Source organism: Vibrio sp. 1-2 (7-a) (genome assembly GCF_013048515.1).
Taxonomy (GTDB): domain Bacteria; phylum Pseudomonadota; class Gammaproteobacteria; order Enterobacterales; family Vibrionaceae; genus Vibrio; species Vibrio diabolicus.
On the sequence record NZ_VHSQ01000001.1, the window covers coordinates 215,709 to 231,028 of the forward strand.

Here is a 15,320-nt window from a genome sequence, read left to right on the forward strand (position 1 = left end):
TTCATGGCTCTTAAAAAGTTTCTTGAAGACATCGAGCATCATTTTGAGCCTGGCGGTAAACACGAAAAATGGTTTGCCCTGTATGAAGCTGTAGCAACAGTTTTTTACACTCCAGGTATCGTAACAAATAAAAGCTCGCACGTTCGTGATAGCGTTGACCTAAAACGTATCATGATCATGGTTTGGTTTGCGGTATTCCCAGCAATGTTCTGGGGTATGTACAACGCAGGTGGCCAAGCTATTGCAGCGCTTAACCACATGTACGCTGGTGATCAACTAGCGACAGTTATCTCTGGTAACTGGCACTACTGGCTAACTGAAATGCTGGGCGGAACGATTGCCGCTGATGCAGGGGTTGGCAGTAAGATGCTACTAGGTGCGACCTACTTCCTACCTATCTACGCAACAGTATTCCTTGTTGGTGGTTTCTGGGAAGTGCTTTTCTGTATGGTGCGTAAGCACGAAGTAAACGAAGGCTTCTTTGTTACTTCTATCTTGTTCGCACTTATCGTTCCACCAACGCTACCTCTATGGCAAGCGGCACTAGGTATCACATTTGGTGTTGTTGTTGCGAAAGAGATCTTCGGTGGTACAGGTCGTAACTTCCTTAACCCTGCACTTGCAGGTCGTGCATTCCTATTCTTCGCTTACCCAGCGCAAATCTCGGGTGACGTAGTATGGACTGCAGCTGACGGCTTCTCTGGTGCAACTGCTCTTAGCCAATGGGCTCAAGGTGGTAACGGTGCTCTAGTTAACACAGTAACTGGTTCTCCTATCACTTGGATGGACGCTTTCATCGGTAACATCCCTGGCTCTATTGGTGAAGTATCGACTCTAGCTCTAATGATCGGTGCAGCGATGATCGTTTACATGCGAATCGCTTCATGGCGCATCATTGCGGGCGTAATGATCGGTATGATTGCAGTATCGACTCTGTTTAACGTGATCGGTTCTGACACTAACCCAATGTTCAACATGCCATGGCACTGGCACCTAGTTCTAGGTGGTTTTGCATTCGGTATGTTCTTCATGGCAACGGACCCAGTATCAGCGTCATTTACTAACAAAGGTAAATGGTGGTACGGCATCCTGATTGGTGCAATGTGTGTGATGATCCGTGTAGTTAACCCGGCGTACCCAGAAGGTATGATGCTGGCGATTCTATTCGCGAACCTATTCGCACCTCTGTTCGACCATGTAGTGATTGAGAAGAACATCAAGCGGAGACTAGCACGCTATGGCAAGTAATAACGACAGCATTAAAAAGACGCTGGGTGTTGTTATCGGGTTGAGCCTTGTTTGTTCAATCATCGTATCAACAGCAGCAGTAGGTCTGCGTGATAAGCAAAAAGCTAACGCTGTCCTAGATAAGCAATCAAAGATCGTTGAAGTTGCAGGCATTGACGCGAACGGTAAGAAAGTACCAGAGCTATTTGCTGAGTACATCGAACCTCGTCTGGTAGACCTTGAAACAGGTAACTTTACTGAGGGTAATGCATCTACGTACGATCAGCGTGAAGCATCAAAAGATGCAGAACGTTCAATCGCATTGACACCAGAAGAAGACGTCGCTGATATCCGTCGTCGTGCGAATACAGCAGTGGTGTACTTAGTAAAAGACCAAGATGAAGTCCAAAAAGTTATCTTGCCTATGCACGGTAAAGGACTATGGTCGATGATGTATGCCTTTGTAGCCGTTGAAACTGATGGTAACACTGTGTCTGCTATTACTTACTACGAGCAAGGTGAAACTCCTGGACTTGGTGGTGAAGTAGAGAACCCTTCATGGCGCGATCAATTCATTGGCAAGAAATTGTACAATGAAGATCATCAGCCAGCGATTAAGGTCGTGAAAGGCGGCGCACCGCAAGGTTCTGAGCACGGTGTTGATGGCCTATCAGGAGCAACGCTCACTAGTAATGGTGTTCAACACACATTTGACTTCTGGTTGGGTGATAAGGGCTTTGGTCCTTTCCTAGCAAAAGTTCGTGACGGAGAACTTAACTAATGTCTAGTGCACAAAACGTTAAAAAGAGCATTCTAGCGCCAGTATTGGATAACAACCCAATCGCGCTACAAGTTCTTGGTGTATGTTCTGCTCTTGCAGTAACAACTAAACTAGAAACAGCTTTTGTAATGACGCTAGCGGTAACATTTGTAACTGCGTTGTCTAACTTCTCTGTTTCATTGATCCGTAACCACATTCCTAACAGTGTGCGTATCATCGTTCAGATGGCAATTATCGCATCGCTAGTAATCGTGGTAGACCAGGTGCTAAAAGCTTACCTATACGATATCTCTAAACAGCTATCTGTATTCGTTGGTCTGATTATCACTAACTGTATCGTAATGGGTCGTGCTGAAGCATTCGCAATGAAGTCTGCGCCAGTACCATCTCTTATTGACGGTATTGGTAACGGTCTAGGTTACGGTTTCGTTCTTATCACTGTAGGTTTCTTCCGTGAGCTATTTGGCTCAGGCAAACTATTTGGCCTAGAAGTTCTACCTCTAGTGAGCAACGGTGGTTGGTACCAGCCTAACGGCCTAATGCTACTAGCACCATCAGCATTCTTCCTAATCGGCTTCCTTATCTGGGTAATCCGTATTCTGAAACCAGAACAAGTAGAAGCGAAGGAGTAAGGACGTCATGGAACATTACATTAGTCTGTTAGTTAAATCGATTTTCATCGAAAACATGGCTCTGTCTTTCTTCCTAGGTATGTGTACTTTCCTTGCCGTATCTAAGAAGGTTAAGACCTCTTTCGGCCTAGGTGTTGCAGTTGTGGTAGTACTGACTATCGCTGTTCCTGTGAACAACCTAGTATACAACCTAGTTCTGAGAGAGAACGCGTTAGTTGAGGGCGTGGACCTTAGCTTCCTAAACTTCATCACCTTTATCGGTGTAATTGCAGCACTTGTACAGATTCTAGAGATGGTTCTAGACCGTTTCTTCCCACCTTTGTACAACGCGCTAGGCATCTTCCTACCGCTGATCACAGTAAACTGTGCAATCTTCGGTGGTGTATCTTTCATGGTACAACGTGACTACAACTTTGCTGAATCTATCGTTTACGGTTTCGGCTCTGGTGTGGGCTGGATGCTAGCAATCGTTGCTCTTGCAGGTATCCGTGAGAAGATGAAGTACTCTGACGTACCTCCAGGTCTACGTGGTCTTGGTATCACATTTATCACTGTAGGTCTTATGGCGTTAGGCTTTATGTCTTTCTCTGGTGTTCAACTGTAAGTCGGGTAAACCGCAACAATTAAGGAATAGTCAATGGACATTATTCTTGGTGTAGTGATGTTTACTCTGATCGTACTTGCACTAGTACTAGTGATTCTTTTCGCTAAGTCTAAGCTTGTACCAACAGGTGACATTACAATTTCTGTGAACGATGACCCTTCTCTGGCGATCGTTACACAACCAGGTGGTAAGCTACTGAGTGCTCTAGCAGGTGCTGGCGTATTCGTATCTTCTGCTTGTGGTGGCGGTGGCTCATGTGGTCAGTGTCGCGTAAAAGTTAAATCAGGTGGTGGCGACATCCTACCAACCGAGCTTGACCATATTACTAAAGGTGAAGCGCGTGAAGGTGAGCGTCTAGCGTGTCAGGTTGCAATGAAAACTGACATGGATATCGAGCTTCCTGAAGAAATCTTCGGCGTTAAGAAGTGGGAATGTACTGTTATCTCTAACGATAACAAAGCGACATTCATCAAAGAGCTTAAGCTACAAATTCCAGATGGCGAGTCAGTACCTTTCCGTGCTGGTGGTTACATCCAGATTGAAGCTCCTGCTCACCACGTGAAATACGCAGACTACGATATTCCTGAGGAATACCGTGAAGACTGGGAGAAGTTCAACCTTTTCCGTTACGAGTCTAAAGTTAATGAAGAGACCATTCGTGCATACTCTATGGCTAACTACCCAGAAGAGCACGGTATCATCATGCTTAACGTTCGTATCGCAACTCCGCCGCCGAACAACCCAGACGTACCACCAGGCATCATGTCTTCGTACATCTGGTCTCTAAAAGAAGGCGACAAGTGTACTATTTCTGGTCCATTTGGTGAGTTCTTTGCGAAAGATACAGATGCAGAAATGGTATTCGTTGGTGGTGGTGCTGGTATGGCTCCAATGCGCTCACATATCTTCGACCAACTTAAGCGTCTACACTCTAAGCGTAAGATGTCTTTCTGGTACGGCGCACGTTCTAAGCGTGAAATGTTCTACGTAGAAGACTTCGATATGCTACAAGCTGAGAATGATAACTTCGTATGGCACTGTGCACTGTCTGATCCACTTCCAGAAGATAACTGGGATGGTTACACTGGCTTTATTCACAACGTTCTTTACGAGAACTATCTACGTGATCACGAAGCGCCAGAAGACTGTGAATACTACATGTGTGGTCCACCTATGATGAATGCGGCTGTTATCGGCATGCTAAAAGATCTAGGTGTAGAGGATGAAAACATCCTACTAGATGACTTCGGTGGTTAATCCCTCCAAGTGATTGGATCTATGGCTAGCTCTCTAAGAGCTAGCCATTATTTTTTGTAGAAGTAAAAATAATATTCAACAGTTGATATAGGTAATTGGATTTAAGTAATCGGTCCCATTCCCCATATCAATTCAACAACATTGGGAGTTAACAAGTGAAAACGTGGCTTGTTGCATTCGCTTCTCTATTGATTTTGGCTGGCTGTGAGCAGCCAGCAGATCAAATTCATCTAAGTGGCCCTACCATGGGGACTTCTTATAACATCAAGTATATCGAGCAAGATGGTATTCCTACGCCAAAAGCGATGCAGACGGAAATTGATCGCTTACTGGAAGAGGTTAATGACCAAATGTCGACTTACCGTGATGATTCAGAATTAAGTCGCTTTAACCAGCATCAAACGAGTGAGCCATTTACTGTATCGACACAAACAGCAACCGTAGTCAAAGAAGCGATTCGTCTCAACGGTCTTACTTTAGGCGCATTGGATGTGACAGTCGGTCCTTTAGTTAACCTGTGGGGCTTTGGCCCAGAAGCTCGCCCTGATGTCGTTCCTACAGATGAAGAGCTAGCGGCACGCAAAGCCAATACTGGCATTCATCATCTATCTATTGATGGCAATAAATTGTCCAAAGATATTCCTAACTTGTATGTCGATTTATCAACTATTGCTAAAGGTTGGGGGGTTGACGTGGTTGCTGACTACCTTCAATCTGAAGGGGTTCATAACTTCATGGTAGAAGTGGGCGGCGAAATGCGCCTCAAAGGCGTGAATCGTGAAGGCGTGCCTTGGCGCATTGCGATTGAAAAGCCGACTATTGATGAGCGCTCAATTCAAGAAATTATTGAGCCAGGGGACATGGCAATTGCAACAAGTGGTGACTATCGTAATTACTTTGAGAGTAATGGTGTGAGATACTCTCATATTATTAATCCACGAACAGGCAAACCAATTCATCATAAAGTGGTGTCTGTAACGGTATTAGATAAATCGTCGATGACTGCTGATGGTCTTGCAACTGGTCTTATGGTGCTAGGTGAAGACAAAGGCATGGCAATTGCGAACGAAAATAATATTCCTGTTTTCATGATTGTGAAAACGGAAAATGGTTTTAAAGAGCTGGCTTCGGAAGCATACAAGCCGTTCATGAAGAAATAACAACAGAAGTGAGCATGTTCTTATGAGTACATTTCTAATTACGTTTGCAGTTTTTGTTGCGGTAATCGCAGCGATGGCTGTTGGCTACATCTTCCAGAAGAAAGTAGTGAAGGGTAGCTGTGGCGGTCTTGGTGCAGTGGGTATTGAGAAAGTATGTAACTGTCCAGAACCATGTGACGCGCGTAAGAAACGTGAAGCACGTGAAGCGGCGCGAGCTGAGAAATTGGCTGCATGGGAAAAAGATCGAATTGCTTAAGTATCGGTCATCCAAAGAGTAATACAAAATAACCCAGCTAAAGCTGGGTTTTTTTATATTTCTCGCTCTACTTCTCTGAGAGTTTATACTTTGCTTGCTACGTTTAATCTAGGATGACCGGAAGCTTAAGTCGGTGCAGACTTCACAGCCAAGTCATTTCCCTTTAATCACCGTACTTAACTGTTATTTGGTTATATACTCAAACTAAAGCGCGTTAACTTAGGAGGAAATATGGAAATGCATCAACACGGTATGGCTGAATTGTTTCAACAACTAGGCCTCGGCAGCTCTCCTCAAGAGATAAAGGACTTTATTAACGAACATCGGCACAAAAGAGCTTCAGCCCCTCTGTATGAAGCCAGCTTTTGGACAAGTTCGCAGGCCACATTTCTCAAACAAGCCATTGAAGAAGACGCAGACTGGGCAGAGTTGGTCGATCAGCTTGATGTGATGTTACGAGATTAAAGCACGTTTACAAACTCTCATTTCTATCAATGCAGATTTAATTTATACTGTGTTTTTGAACAGTGTTTAATGGCTATGTCAGACCGAATCAGAAAAATCATTCACGTCGATATGGATTGTTTTTATGCTGCCGTTGAGATGAGAGATAATCCTAGTTACCGTGGCATTGCACTCGCCGTTGGCGGTCATGAAAAACAGCGTGGTGTGATTAGCACCTGTAATTATGAGGCGCGCAAATATGGCGTTCGTAGTGCAATGTCAACGGCGCGAGCATTGCAACTCTGCCCCCATTTACTAGTCGTTCCCGGTCGAATGCACGTGTACAAACAAGTCTCTCAGCAGATTCGTGCTATTTTTGAGCGTTATACGCCTATCATTGAACCTCTATCATTAGATGAAGCATACCTCGATGTCACGGACTCGACAGCTTGTCGTGGCTCCGCAACGTTGATCGCAGAGTCTATTCGACGCGACATTTGGAATGAGCTTGGCCTGACGGCATCGGCGGGCATTGCACCGATTAAGTTCCTTGCCAAAGTCGCCTCTGATATGAATAAACCCAACGGTCAGTTTGTTATCCCGCCAGATAAGGTCCAGGAAGTTATCGATACACTTCCGCTGGAAAACATTCCTGGTGTTGGGAAGGTGAGTCTTGAGAAGCTACATCAAGCGGGCTTTTATCGATGTGAGGATATTAAAAACAGCGACTATCGTGAATTGCTGAGGCAGTTTGGTCGTCAGGGGGCCTCTTTATGGCAGCGTAGCCATGGAATTGATAATCGAGAAGTCGTTGTTGAGCGCGAGAGAAAATCCGTCGGTGTGGAACGGACATTCAGCCAGAATATCTCGAGCTATGATGAATGTTGGCAAGTGATCGAGGATAAACTTTATCCTGAACTCGAGAAACGCTTAGAGCGTGCAAGCCCAGGTAAATCGATTATTAAACAAGGTATTAAAGTCAAATTTGCCGACTTTCAACTGACAACAATTGAGCGTATCCATCCGCAATTAGAGCTTGAGGACTTCAAGATCTTGCTAAGAGATATTCTTAAGCGCCAAAACGGACGGGAAATACGCCTTTTAGGCTTGAACGTGATGCTCAAGCCCGAGAACCAAGCGCGTCAATTGAGCTTTTTCTAGGCTCTTACTGCTTCTACCTGAGCTAATACTTGCTCAAAGCTTGTGTTGGCCATCGCACCATAACCTGACAGTTTTGAAGCTTTTAGCTGGCTAATTAAAGGGGTGCTAATGCCACACAAGAAGCGGGCGACAGCATCATTGCTGATAGCTGAAGGGGAGAGCTGAATAAATTCCTGCACCCACATTGCTACTTGAGGTGGCTCAATATCCTTACCTTGTGGTGTTGGGAACGAAGCGACTTGACCACGACACACGGAGCAGTGACCACATTGCTCTGGTGCATTGTGATCAGCAAAGTAGTTCGCCAATTGTGAGCTCAAACAGTGCTCTGACTGGAACAAGCGCAGCATGGTGTGAATTCTTTCGATATCTTTGCTTTCTTTGGATTGGAACAGTTCATACAGTTGTTGGATTAAAACATCAGAACTCTGTGTGGTTGGCAAAACAGAGTACACGTCGGTCAGTTGTTTGCTCTCTAGCTCTATCCAACCATTCTGGTGAAAATAGTCGAGGGCTGCGACAACTCGGCTGCGTTCCGATTGATAGTTCATCCATAACGCTTCTAGGTCAACTTGGCACCACACTTTGGCTTTTTGCGAGCAGGAGAAAATAGCCTCCACGAATTGACGTCGCTCGCCTTGAAATTGATTCACAATAAATTGCTGATCGTGCAAAAACTTAAAGCGATATTCCGCAAAGTAACTGTATTTTGCTTCAATGAGTTTATGTAGCTCCAAATAAACCAACAAGGTTTTGAGTGGCAATTGGCGGATATTACTTTCACGCGATAAACGCAGTGGCACTACCTCCCATTGTGGAGCATGTTCTTTCGCTTGCTCGACTACATAGTTAATCGAGGTTAGTTCAGGTGTGTCACCATAGACAAAGTTTTCCAACACCGTTAAGCCGGACGTATTGCCCAGCAGAATGCACTCAGAACGTTGCCCGTCCCTGCCTGCACGTCCAATCTCTTGTGCGTAGTTCTCGATCGATTTGGGTAAGTCGAAGTGAATGACGCGGCGGATATCAGATTTATCGACCCCCATACCAAATGCAATCGTGGCAACAATACAGTCAATTTGGCTATCCATGAACTGCTGTTGGATTTGTTCACGGATGTCGCTTTTCATACCTGCATGGTACGCGTGAGCATTAATGCCAATATGGATTAGTGATTTTGCTACTTGCTCTGCTGTCTGCTGTTGTGTCACGTATACGATAGTCGGAAGCTTAGGAGAAGAGGCGATGAGCTCACTTAGCACTTCTTGTTTCGTTGCTTCCTCGCATGGGATCACCGAGATATCCAGATTGGGGCGGTAGAAGCCTGTAACGGTAATATGTTCACTGGCAATATCGAACTTTTGTTTCATGTCTTCAATAACTGCGGGCGTTGCTGTTGCAGTGAGAAGCAAAGATTGTGGAATGTTCAGTTCACGTTGATATTGCGGTAGCTTGAGATAATCAGGGCGGAAGTTATGTCCCCATTCGGAAATGCAGTGCGCTTCATCAACCACCATCAAAGAGATCGGTACTTGGCGAATGAACTCACGAAAACGCTCGTTTTTTAGGCGCTCAACAGAAATCATCAATATTTTGATCTGTCCATTTTTTACCCCTGCCATGACGCGTTGTGACTCTTCTCTGCTTTGACTGCTATCGATAGAAGCGGCCGTGATCCCTTTACTTTGCAAAAAGTTCAGCTGATCTTTCATTAGCGCCAACAACGGCGAGATCACCAACGTAAGATTGGGCAATACGGTTGCTGGCAATTGGTAACAGAGAGACTTACCCGAACCTGTAGGAAAGATGGCCGCAGCAGAGTAACCATTCATAACCGCTTCAATAACGGGTTGTTGACCTTGGCGTAATGAGTCAAAACCAAATACGGATTGAAGTGTTTGATGCAGCGAGTCACTTTGCATAATAGGGAAACCTTTCTTTGATGGTAAACTTAGGTACATTAACACACCCTGAGTGCCAAACGCGCGTCCTAAAAGTATGAACAAAGCTGACTTAGTCCAAATTATCATCCAACATCTGGAAGAAAAACTTCAAGTGGCCCATGCATCGGCTCAGCGAGCCATTGATGCCGCGACAGATGAAGAAACTGTTCCCGAGCATAAGTACGATACGTTAGCACTTGAAGCCGCGTATCTTGCTCATGGACAAGCAATGCGAATCCAAGAGAGTGAAGACGAGCTGCGTCAATATCGCGCTCTAGTGACTCGCGACTTTAAAGGCGCACCTGTTGGTGTAGGTGCTTACGTCGTTCTCGCAGATGAGAATTTGCTTGAAAAGCACTTCTTTGTAGGCCCTTGTTCTGGTGGTCTGACTGTTAAATATCAGGCTCAGGAAGTCTTTGTCTTAACAGCAAAATCTCCTCTTGGTCGAGCGTTATTCGGGAAAGAAGAAGGCGATGAGATTGATGTAAAAATAGGAGAAAAAACAACTTGTTACGAAGTCGTGACGGTTTGCTGACATCTCATGTATCACTCAGTGTTATGTTTAACACGAGTAATGTTAAATAAAAGAGAATGACATGAAAAAGCTTTTTACACTCTCATTGCTGATGGTCAGTGCTACTGGTTATGCAGCGCAGTGTCGTGTGGACATCAATAATGAAGTCCGTATGGATGGGCAAAGCTTGGAGATTCGCCAAACGACGGGTGACAAAGCGGTTGTGGATGAAGATAACAACCTTTTCGTCAAAGGTGAGCTAATTGAACTCAATGCCGACCAAAAAGCGGCAATTGAAGACTATCGCGAAAAAATGAACGCGTATATTCCACAAGCAAAGCAATTGGCGAGTGATGGTTTAGCGCTTGCAAATGACATCATCGATGATGTTGCGGAAAGCTTAGACGCACCTGGCGCGTTTGATAACGTCAAAGTCGCAGTACAGGACTTTTTCGCTGATGTTGAATCACGTTACTACAAAGATGGCGATTTCATTCTACCAGCGGAAAGTTTTGAGTCCATGACACAAGGGTGGACTGAAGACTTTGCAAAAGCACAAGAGATCTTCAATAAAGAGTTTTTAGCGAGTTCGTTGGATGCTTTATCGAAAAAAATGAAGGAAGAGGGGGGAATAAACCTCACTGCATTATCGGAGAGTATGGCTGAACTCAGCGCGAAAGTAGAAGAGCGTTTAGCTGAGCATTCGAAAGAGGTAGAGCAACAAGCAGAAGACTTGTGTGACTCGTTGGATGACATGGCAGGGCAAGAAGACGATTTGTTGAAGAAAATCCCTGAGCTAAAAGATTACCGAGTATTTACGATTTAATTACCCTTCAAAAAGTAGAACTCAATGGTATAAAGAAAGAGAGCACAATTGTGCTCTCTTTTCGTTTTTACATACTTGAACAAGTAATGAAAGCAAGACGATATTTCCGTTTTACCCGCTTGTTCTTTGATAGCTTATTGCGCGTTCATCTGAGTGAGTTTATCGCCGACAGGTTTTGAGAAGTTAAAACCATCATGCTGATCCCAGTTGATAGACCACGTCATTACCCCTGCATAATTCGGGTAATTGAACGCTGGCTTAACGGTGCCGCATGAAGTGCCTTTGGTTAAACAATCTAGTGCGCTGATAATATTCTGTGTCGGAGCCTGACCTGAATTTGCCGAGCTAGGACCTGAAGGTAAGCCGATTGCGACTTGATCATCACGTAGTGGTGCAAACTGAGTGCCGTCGGCCAATTCAAAGCCTTCGATAAGCATTTTAGATTGCGCTACCATCATATCCACAGAGCCTTCTGGTGCACTGCCTGGCAGATATGGGTTTGGCAAACCACCGTTGTTATATAGCTGGACGTGAAGTAGGTCGAGCGTGCTGCGTGTCTCGTTTATCACAGGAATGTAAGCTCCCCAAATACCGCTGTAAGCCACATAGCCGCCTTGAACATAAGGATGCTCAGGTGCCATGGTTAGGTACATGTCGCCACCCATATTTTGCTCTATTTGAAGCAAAGCACGACCAAGGCGAGCTTGAATTTGCGAGCCATGAACCAAGTTAGATCCACTTTCTAAATCCACATCAAGACCATCAAAGCCCCACTCAGCGATAAGACCTGTTAGGCTAGAGACAAAGTTGGCTTCGTCTTGATCGGTATTCAGCGTAATCGTGCCTTCTGCGCCGCCAAGAGAGAGAACAAACTTTTTACCTTTAGCTTGAAGCGCTGCCATGTCTTGTTTGAACTGTGCTGGGTCGAGCGCTGGACAATCGCTGTAAATATCGCCTGAATATAGATTAAAGTGCACGGTACCATCACTGTTGCGGTCATTTTCGGCAAAGGCAATATCAATCACATCCCACGCATCAGCCATATCCGCTAGACGAATTGGACAGCCAGCCCCATTTACAAAATTGTGCCAGTAACCGATGAGTTTATGACGTTTCTCTGCTTGCTCAACCACCGTTATTGCTGCCGCGTCAGATAACGTCGCGCTTCCAGCAAGATCAATGGCTTGAGCGCTTACGGTAAACTGTCCGATTGCGGCAGGTGTCCAATTCGCAGAATAAGGCGCAGTCGTATCTGTGGCGACAACTGAACCATTGACCATGAAATCAACTTGTTTAATGCCTGAGGTTAAAGACGTTGCATCGGCACTTAATGCGAGGTTTTTGCCTAAGCCGACGGTTTGACCGCTGCTTGGTGAAGTCAGTGAGACGACCAAATCTTTATCGCTGACTTCCACACCAACCAAGGACTCTGACGTGTTGTTATCATTATCGGTTGCGACGGCTTTAAGCTGGTTAGCGCCAATAAGTGTGGCGTTCCAAGTAACGGAATATGGTGCTTGAGTGATGACCCCTAAGCTGGTGTTGTTCGCAAAAAACTCAACTTGCGTGACTGTGCCATCAGCATCGCTTGCGTTAGCCGTGATTTCGTTATTGCTGCCAGCGAGCACGACTTGTCCATCCGTTGGTGCCGTAATGGTAACTTGCGGTGGCGTCGAACAAGCACCTAGACCACTCCAAGCATCTCGCCAATATAGCCCTTGACCAGGCTCGTAAGCCCATGTCGCATCCGAGGAACACCAACCCGCAACATCACAACGATATTTTTGGTTGAAGTGAGAAACTAGGTCGCCAACTTGATAACTCGTTCCCGCCGCGTAAGGCATTGCATCTGCACATCCGCCCGTCCCTGTTTCTGAATTACTAACAACAAGCGTTACTTCTTGGCTCATGGTTGCGAGGTTTGTGTCATCAGTCGCTTGTGCTTTAAACGAATGTGTACCAGCATTCGCGGTCCATTGATATTCGTAAGGTACGCTGGTATCAATCGCAACGGATTGATTGTTCACGAAGAACTCAACTTGTGTGACCACACCATCAATATCATCAACTTGAGCGGCCACCGTGAGGTTCCCACCCACGTTAAGCGCTTCCGTTCCCGATGGGCTTGTCAGTGAAATACTAGGTGGTGGCAACTCGACTTGTGGTTGAACTTGGATAGAAATCGTCGTGGTGGTAACGGCTCCCTCATTATCGGTCGCAATCGCGGTCAATTGCGAGACACCTTCAATAGCGGTCCAAGATGCTTCGAATGGTGCTTGAGTTGCCACAGCAACCGTTTGGTTGCCTGCAACAAACTCAACTTGTGCGATTTGACCATCTTCGTCGGCTGCGTTGGCTAGCAAGGTGATCGCACTGCCTTCGGGAATTTGTGCGTTGTTTGTTGGAGAGGAGAATGACACTGTTGGCTCTAGATTGTTGCTTCCACCATCACATTGCCCTAACGCTTTCCATGCCTCCCAAGCCCCTGAATTGGTAACAGGGTCATTGCCTTGCGTCCAATACGCGGCCTCGTAAGCGGCTCCTTGCGTTTTTACTAAAGTGCCCGATGTATAAGTCGCAGTGCTGTCCCAGTCGGGTAAGCTTTGGCAGTTATAGGCTTGAGCTTGGTAGCTGACGCTGAGTGCTGCAACCATCGCTCCGTGAAGTAGAGTGACCTTCATTTTCCTCTCCTTGAGTCATGGATATAAATGAGAACAGAGTAATAACTAGCTGATAAATAGACATAAGGGGGAAAAAGCGAAGCACAATATTCTGCTTTTCGACACAGTATCACGAGGAACTATTCGTTCCTTACACCAAAGCTCATTATTTTTCGGCTCACTTCACGATGGGAGAATCATAAATTCTAGGCGTGTGAAAAAGACAAAAGTCGCCAGGTCTTAGGATGATGAATGTGAGATGTACGTTAAAATTTACAAGCTGAATGACTGTGAATTGTTTCAACTGTCGAGTATTTAACCGGAGCGCTCTTGTTGAATAGTGAATATTGCTATAGTGTACTAGTTAGCTAGTTCAATGATATTTTGTGTGAGTAGTATGACACAGCAAACCTCTTCTCAGCCTCGTGAGCATTTTGGCTCTCGTCTCGGATTCATCTTAGCAGCCGCAGGTGCCGCAGTTGGCCTTGGCAATATTTGGGGCTTTCCAACCCAAGCTGCCAGTAATGGCGGCGGTGCTTTCCTGTTGGTTTATTTGGTGATGATTCTTATCGTCGCATTTCCTATGCTGGTGGTTGAAATGGCGATTGGTCGTCATGGTCAAGCCAATCCGGTAGATAGTATGCGTTCGCTTACCAATCATCCGGTAGGTAAAAAGCTCGGCGGTATTGTGGGCTGGATTGGTTTAAGCGTACCAAGCGCTGTTTTAGCGTTTTACTCTATTGTCGGTGGTTGGTTGATCTGCTTTTTACTGGGTGCAATCACAGATCTAATGGGGTTAGAAGCTGCAACTCAATGGCTGAAGGGCTTTAGCGTTGAACGTAACTTGTTCGGAGCCATTACTTTTTATGTGCTAACGATTCTCATCGTACAAGGTGGCGTAAAACAAGGTATTGAGAAGTGGTCCACACGTTTGATGCCAGCATTGTTTGTTTTGTTTGCTCTACTGTTTGCTTACATCATGACGCAAAACGGTGCGATGGAAGGGCTAAAGCATTACTTGGTACCGGATTTCGAAAAGGTATGGGACCGCAAGTTGATTCTTGCTGCAATGGGGCAGGGCTTCTTCTCGCTTACGATCGGTGGCTGTTCAATGCTGATTTATGGCTCTTACTTGAGTAAGAAAGAGAACCTACCAAAGATGGCGATGAACGTGACCATGGTAGATACTGCCGTTGCTTTCATTGCAGGGTTAGTGGTGATGCCAGCGATGTTTGTTGCGATGCAAAAAGGCGTTCAAATCTATGCTGAAGATGGCTCTCTATTAAGCTCTGATACGTTGGTATTTACCGTATTGCCGTTGATGTTTGATAGCTTAGGTTTGCTTGGTCAATTGTTCTCTATTGTGTTCTTTTTATTGCTGACGATTGCGGCGCTAACGTCTTCAATTTCAATGTTAGAGTGTCCAGTGGCGTTAGTGAGTGAGCGTTTCAACACCAAGCGTAGCGCAACGAGCTGGGTTTTAGGTGGTCTCATCGCCTTGTTCAGTGTGGTGATTGTTTATAACTTTGGCGCTCTGTTTGGTATGGTCGCGACGGTTGCTACTCAGTATCTACAACCAACCGCTGCGCTCTTATTCTGCTTATTTGGTGGTTGGGTATGGAATCGCAACTCAAAAATCAAAGAGCTTGAGCAAGGTTGCCCGGAGTTTACGCAAGGTTGGTTTGGTAAGTTATGGCCAGCGTATGTGAAGTTTGTATGTCCAATTCTTGTGGCTACGGTCATCTGGGCTTCATTCGGCTAATCGAAACGTCTATTGGACAAAAGAGAAGGGCTTGATGAGTGATCATCAAGCCCTTTTTCATGTTGGTTATTCCCCGTTTCAGTTACCCGCGGT

The 15,320-nt window shown here is 45.5% G+C and carries 14 protein-coding genes; 12 read left to right on the forward strand and 2 right to left on the reverse strand.

The window, feature by feature from the left end:
• The first annotated feature begins 3 nt into the window (after positions 1-3).
• The 9 genes from FKN08_RS00890 to dinB all read left to right on the forward strand — a co-directional run bounded on the left by FKN08_RS00890 (position 4) and on the right by dinB (position 7,522).
• Complete coding sequence (locus FKN08_RS00890) at positions 4-1,248, forward strand: NADH:ubiquinone reductase (Na(+)-transporting) subunit B (RefSeq protein ID WP_006742551.1); 1,245 nt, start codon at positions 4-6, stop codon at positions 1,246-1,248.
• Entirely contained in the window at positions 1,238-2,008 is a 771-nt protein-coding gene (locus FKN08_RS00895; protein WP_006742550.1) for a Na(+)-translocating NADH-quinone reductase subunit C, read from the forward strand. The genes FKN08_RS00890 and FKN08_RS00895 overlap by 11 nt, the downstream gene beginning before the upstream one ends.
• Positions 2,008-2,640, forward strand: a complete 633-nt coding sequence (locus FKN08_RS00900) for an NADH:ubiquinone reductase (Na(+)-transporting) subunit D (protein WP_005380269.1) — start codon at positions 2,008-2,010, stop codon at positions 2,638-2,640. Before FKN08_RS00895 ends, FKN08_RS00900 begins: the two co-directional genes overlap by 1 nt.
• A 7-nt stretch (positions 2,641-2,647) precedes the next feature.
• Positions 2,648-3,244, forward strand: coding sequence for an NADH:ubiquinone reductase (Na(+)-transporting) subunit E (gene nqrE, locus FKN08_RS00905; RefSeq protein WP_005380270.1), 597 nt, complete (start codon positions 2,648-2,650; stop codon positions 3,242-3,244).
• A 33-nt stretch (positions 3,245-3,277) separates the two neighbouring features.
• Positions 3,278-4,501, forward strand: coding sequence for an NADH:ubiquinone reductase (Na(+)-transporting) subunit F (gene nqrF, locus FKN08_RS00910; protein WP_005380271.1), 1,224 nt, complete (start codon positions 3,278-3,280; stop codon positions 4,499-4,501).
• Between the two features lie 155 nt (positions 4,502-4,656).
• Positions 4,657-5,661, forward strand: coding sequence for an FAD:protein FMN transferase (locus tag FKN08_RS00915; RefSeq protein ID WP_065645499.1), 1,005 nt, complete (start codon positions 4,657-4,659; stop codon positions 5,659-5,661).
• Positions 5,662-5,683: 22 nt separating this feature from the next.
• Positions 5,684-5,917 carry a (Na+)-NQR maturation NqrM gene (gene nqrM, locus FKN08_RS00920; RefSeq protein ID WP_005436655.1) on the forward strand — a complete coding sequence of 78 codons (234 nt, stop codon included), beginning with the start codon at positions 5,684-5,686 and terminating at the stop codon, positions 5,915-5,917.
• 231 nt (positions 5,918-6,148) lie between these two features.
• On the forward strand, positions 6,149-6,382 hold the full coding sequence (locus FKN08_RS00925; protein ID WP_047008895.1) for a DUF2789 domain-containing protein: 234 nt from the start codon (positions 6,149-6,151) through the stop codon (positions 6,380-6,382).
• Positions 6,383-6,493: 111 nt separating this feature from the next.
• Positions 6,494-7,522 carry a DNA polymerase IV gene (gene dinB / locus FKN08_RS00930; protein WP_230417883.1) on the forward strand — a complete coding sequence of 343 codons (1,029 nt, stop codon included), beginning with the start codon at positions 6,494-6,496 and terminating at the stop codon, positions 7,520-7,522.
• Here dinB and FKN08_RS00935 read toward each other — a convergent pair.
• A complete protein-coding gene (locus tag FKN08_RS00935; protein ID WP_170891677.1) occupies positions 7,519-9,444 on the reverse strand; it encodes a RecQ family ATP-dependent DNA helicase in 1,926 nt (641 codons plus the stop codon). The two genes, dinB and FKN08_RS00935, sit on opposite strands and share 4 nt — an antisense overlap.
• Positions 9,445-9,520: 76 nt before the next feature.
• On the opposite strand from FKN08_RS00935, the gene FKN08_RS00940 reads away from it, so the two are divergent.
• A complete protein-coding gene (locus tag FKN08_RS00940) occupies positions 9,521-10,000 on the forward strand; it encodes a GreA/GreB family elongation factor (protein ID WP_109169655.1) in 480 nt (159 codons plus the stop codon).
• A 61-nt stretch (positions 10,001-10,061) separates the two neighbouring features.
• The gene (locus FKN08_RS00945) at positions 10,062-10,805 is read left to right on the forward strand and encodes a YggN family protein (RefSeq protein ID WP_170891064.1); all 744 of its coding nucleotides are present in this window, start codon (positions 10,062-10,064) and stop codon (positions 10,803-10,805) included.
• 134 nt (positions 10,806-10,939) lie between these two features.
• Here the strand turns inward: FKN08_RS00945 and FKN08_RS00950 are convergent, their stop codons facing one another.
• Positions 10,940-13,486, reverse strand: coding sequence for an Ig-like domain-containing protein (locus FKN08_RS00950; protein ID WP_170891066.1), 2,547 nt, complete (start codon positions 13,484-13,486; stop codon positions 10,940-10,942).
• Positions 13,487-13,862: 376 nt separating this feature from the next.
• On the opposite strand from FKN08_RS00950, the gene FKN08_RS00955 reads away from it, so the two are divergent.
• Entirely contained in the window at positions 13,863-15,227 is a 1,365-nt protein-coding gene (locus FKN08_RS00955; RefSeq protein WP_046874979.1) for a sodium-dependent transporter, read from the forward strand.
• Positions 15,228-15,320: the final 93 nt, after the last annotated feature.

Coding starts and splice junctions, on each gene's coding strand:
- FKN08_RS00890 (WP_006742551.1), top strand. CDS start 4: ATGGCTCTTAAAAAGTTTCTTGAAGACATCGAGCATCATTTTGAGCCT.
- FKN08_RS00895 (WP_006742550.1), top strand. CDS start 1,238: ATGGCAAGTAATAACGACAGCATTAAAAAGACGCTGGGTGTTGTTATC.
- FKN08_RS00900 (WP_005380269.1), top strand. CDS start 2,008: ATGTCTAGTGCACAAAACGTTAAAAAGAGCATTCTAGCGCCAGTATTG.
- nqrE (WP_005380270.1), top strand. CDS start 2,648: ATGGAACATTACATTAGTCTGTTAGTTAAATCGATTTTCATCGAAAAC.
- nqrF (WP_005380271.1), top strand. CDS start 3,278: ATGGACATTATTCTTGGTGTAGTGATGTTTACTCTGATCGTACTTGCA.
- nqrM (WP_005436655.1), top strand. CDS start 5,684: ATGAGTACATTTCTAATTACGTTTGCAGTTTTTGTTGCGGTAATCGCA.
- FKN08_RS00925 (WP_047008895.1), top strand. CDS start 6,149: ATGGAAATGCATCAACACGGTATGGCTGAATTGTTTCAACAACTAGGC.
- dinB (WP_230417883.1), top strand. CDS start 6,494: ATGGATTGTTTTTATGCTGCCGTTGAGATGAGAGATAATCCTAGTTAC.
- FKN08_RS00935 (WP_170891677.1), bottom strand. CDS start 9,444: ATGCAAAGTGACTCGCTGCATCAAACACTTCAATCCGTATTTGGTTTT.
- FKN08_RS00940 (WP_109169655.1), top strand. CDS start 9,521: ATGAACAAAGCTGACTTAGTCCAAATTATCATCCAACATCTGGAAGAA.
- FKN08_RS00945 (WP_170891064.1), top strand. CDS start 10,062: ATGAAAAAGCTTTTTACACTCTCATTGCTGATGGTCAGTGCTACTGGT.
- FKN08_RS00950 (WP_170891066.1), bottom strand. CDS start 13,486: ATGAAGGTCACTCTACTTCACGGAGCGATGGTTGCAGCACTCAGCGTC.
- FKN08_RS00955 (WP_046874979.1), top strand. CDS start 13,863: ATGACACAGCAAACCTCTTCTCAGCCTCGTGAGCATTTTGGCTCTCGT.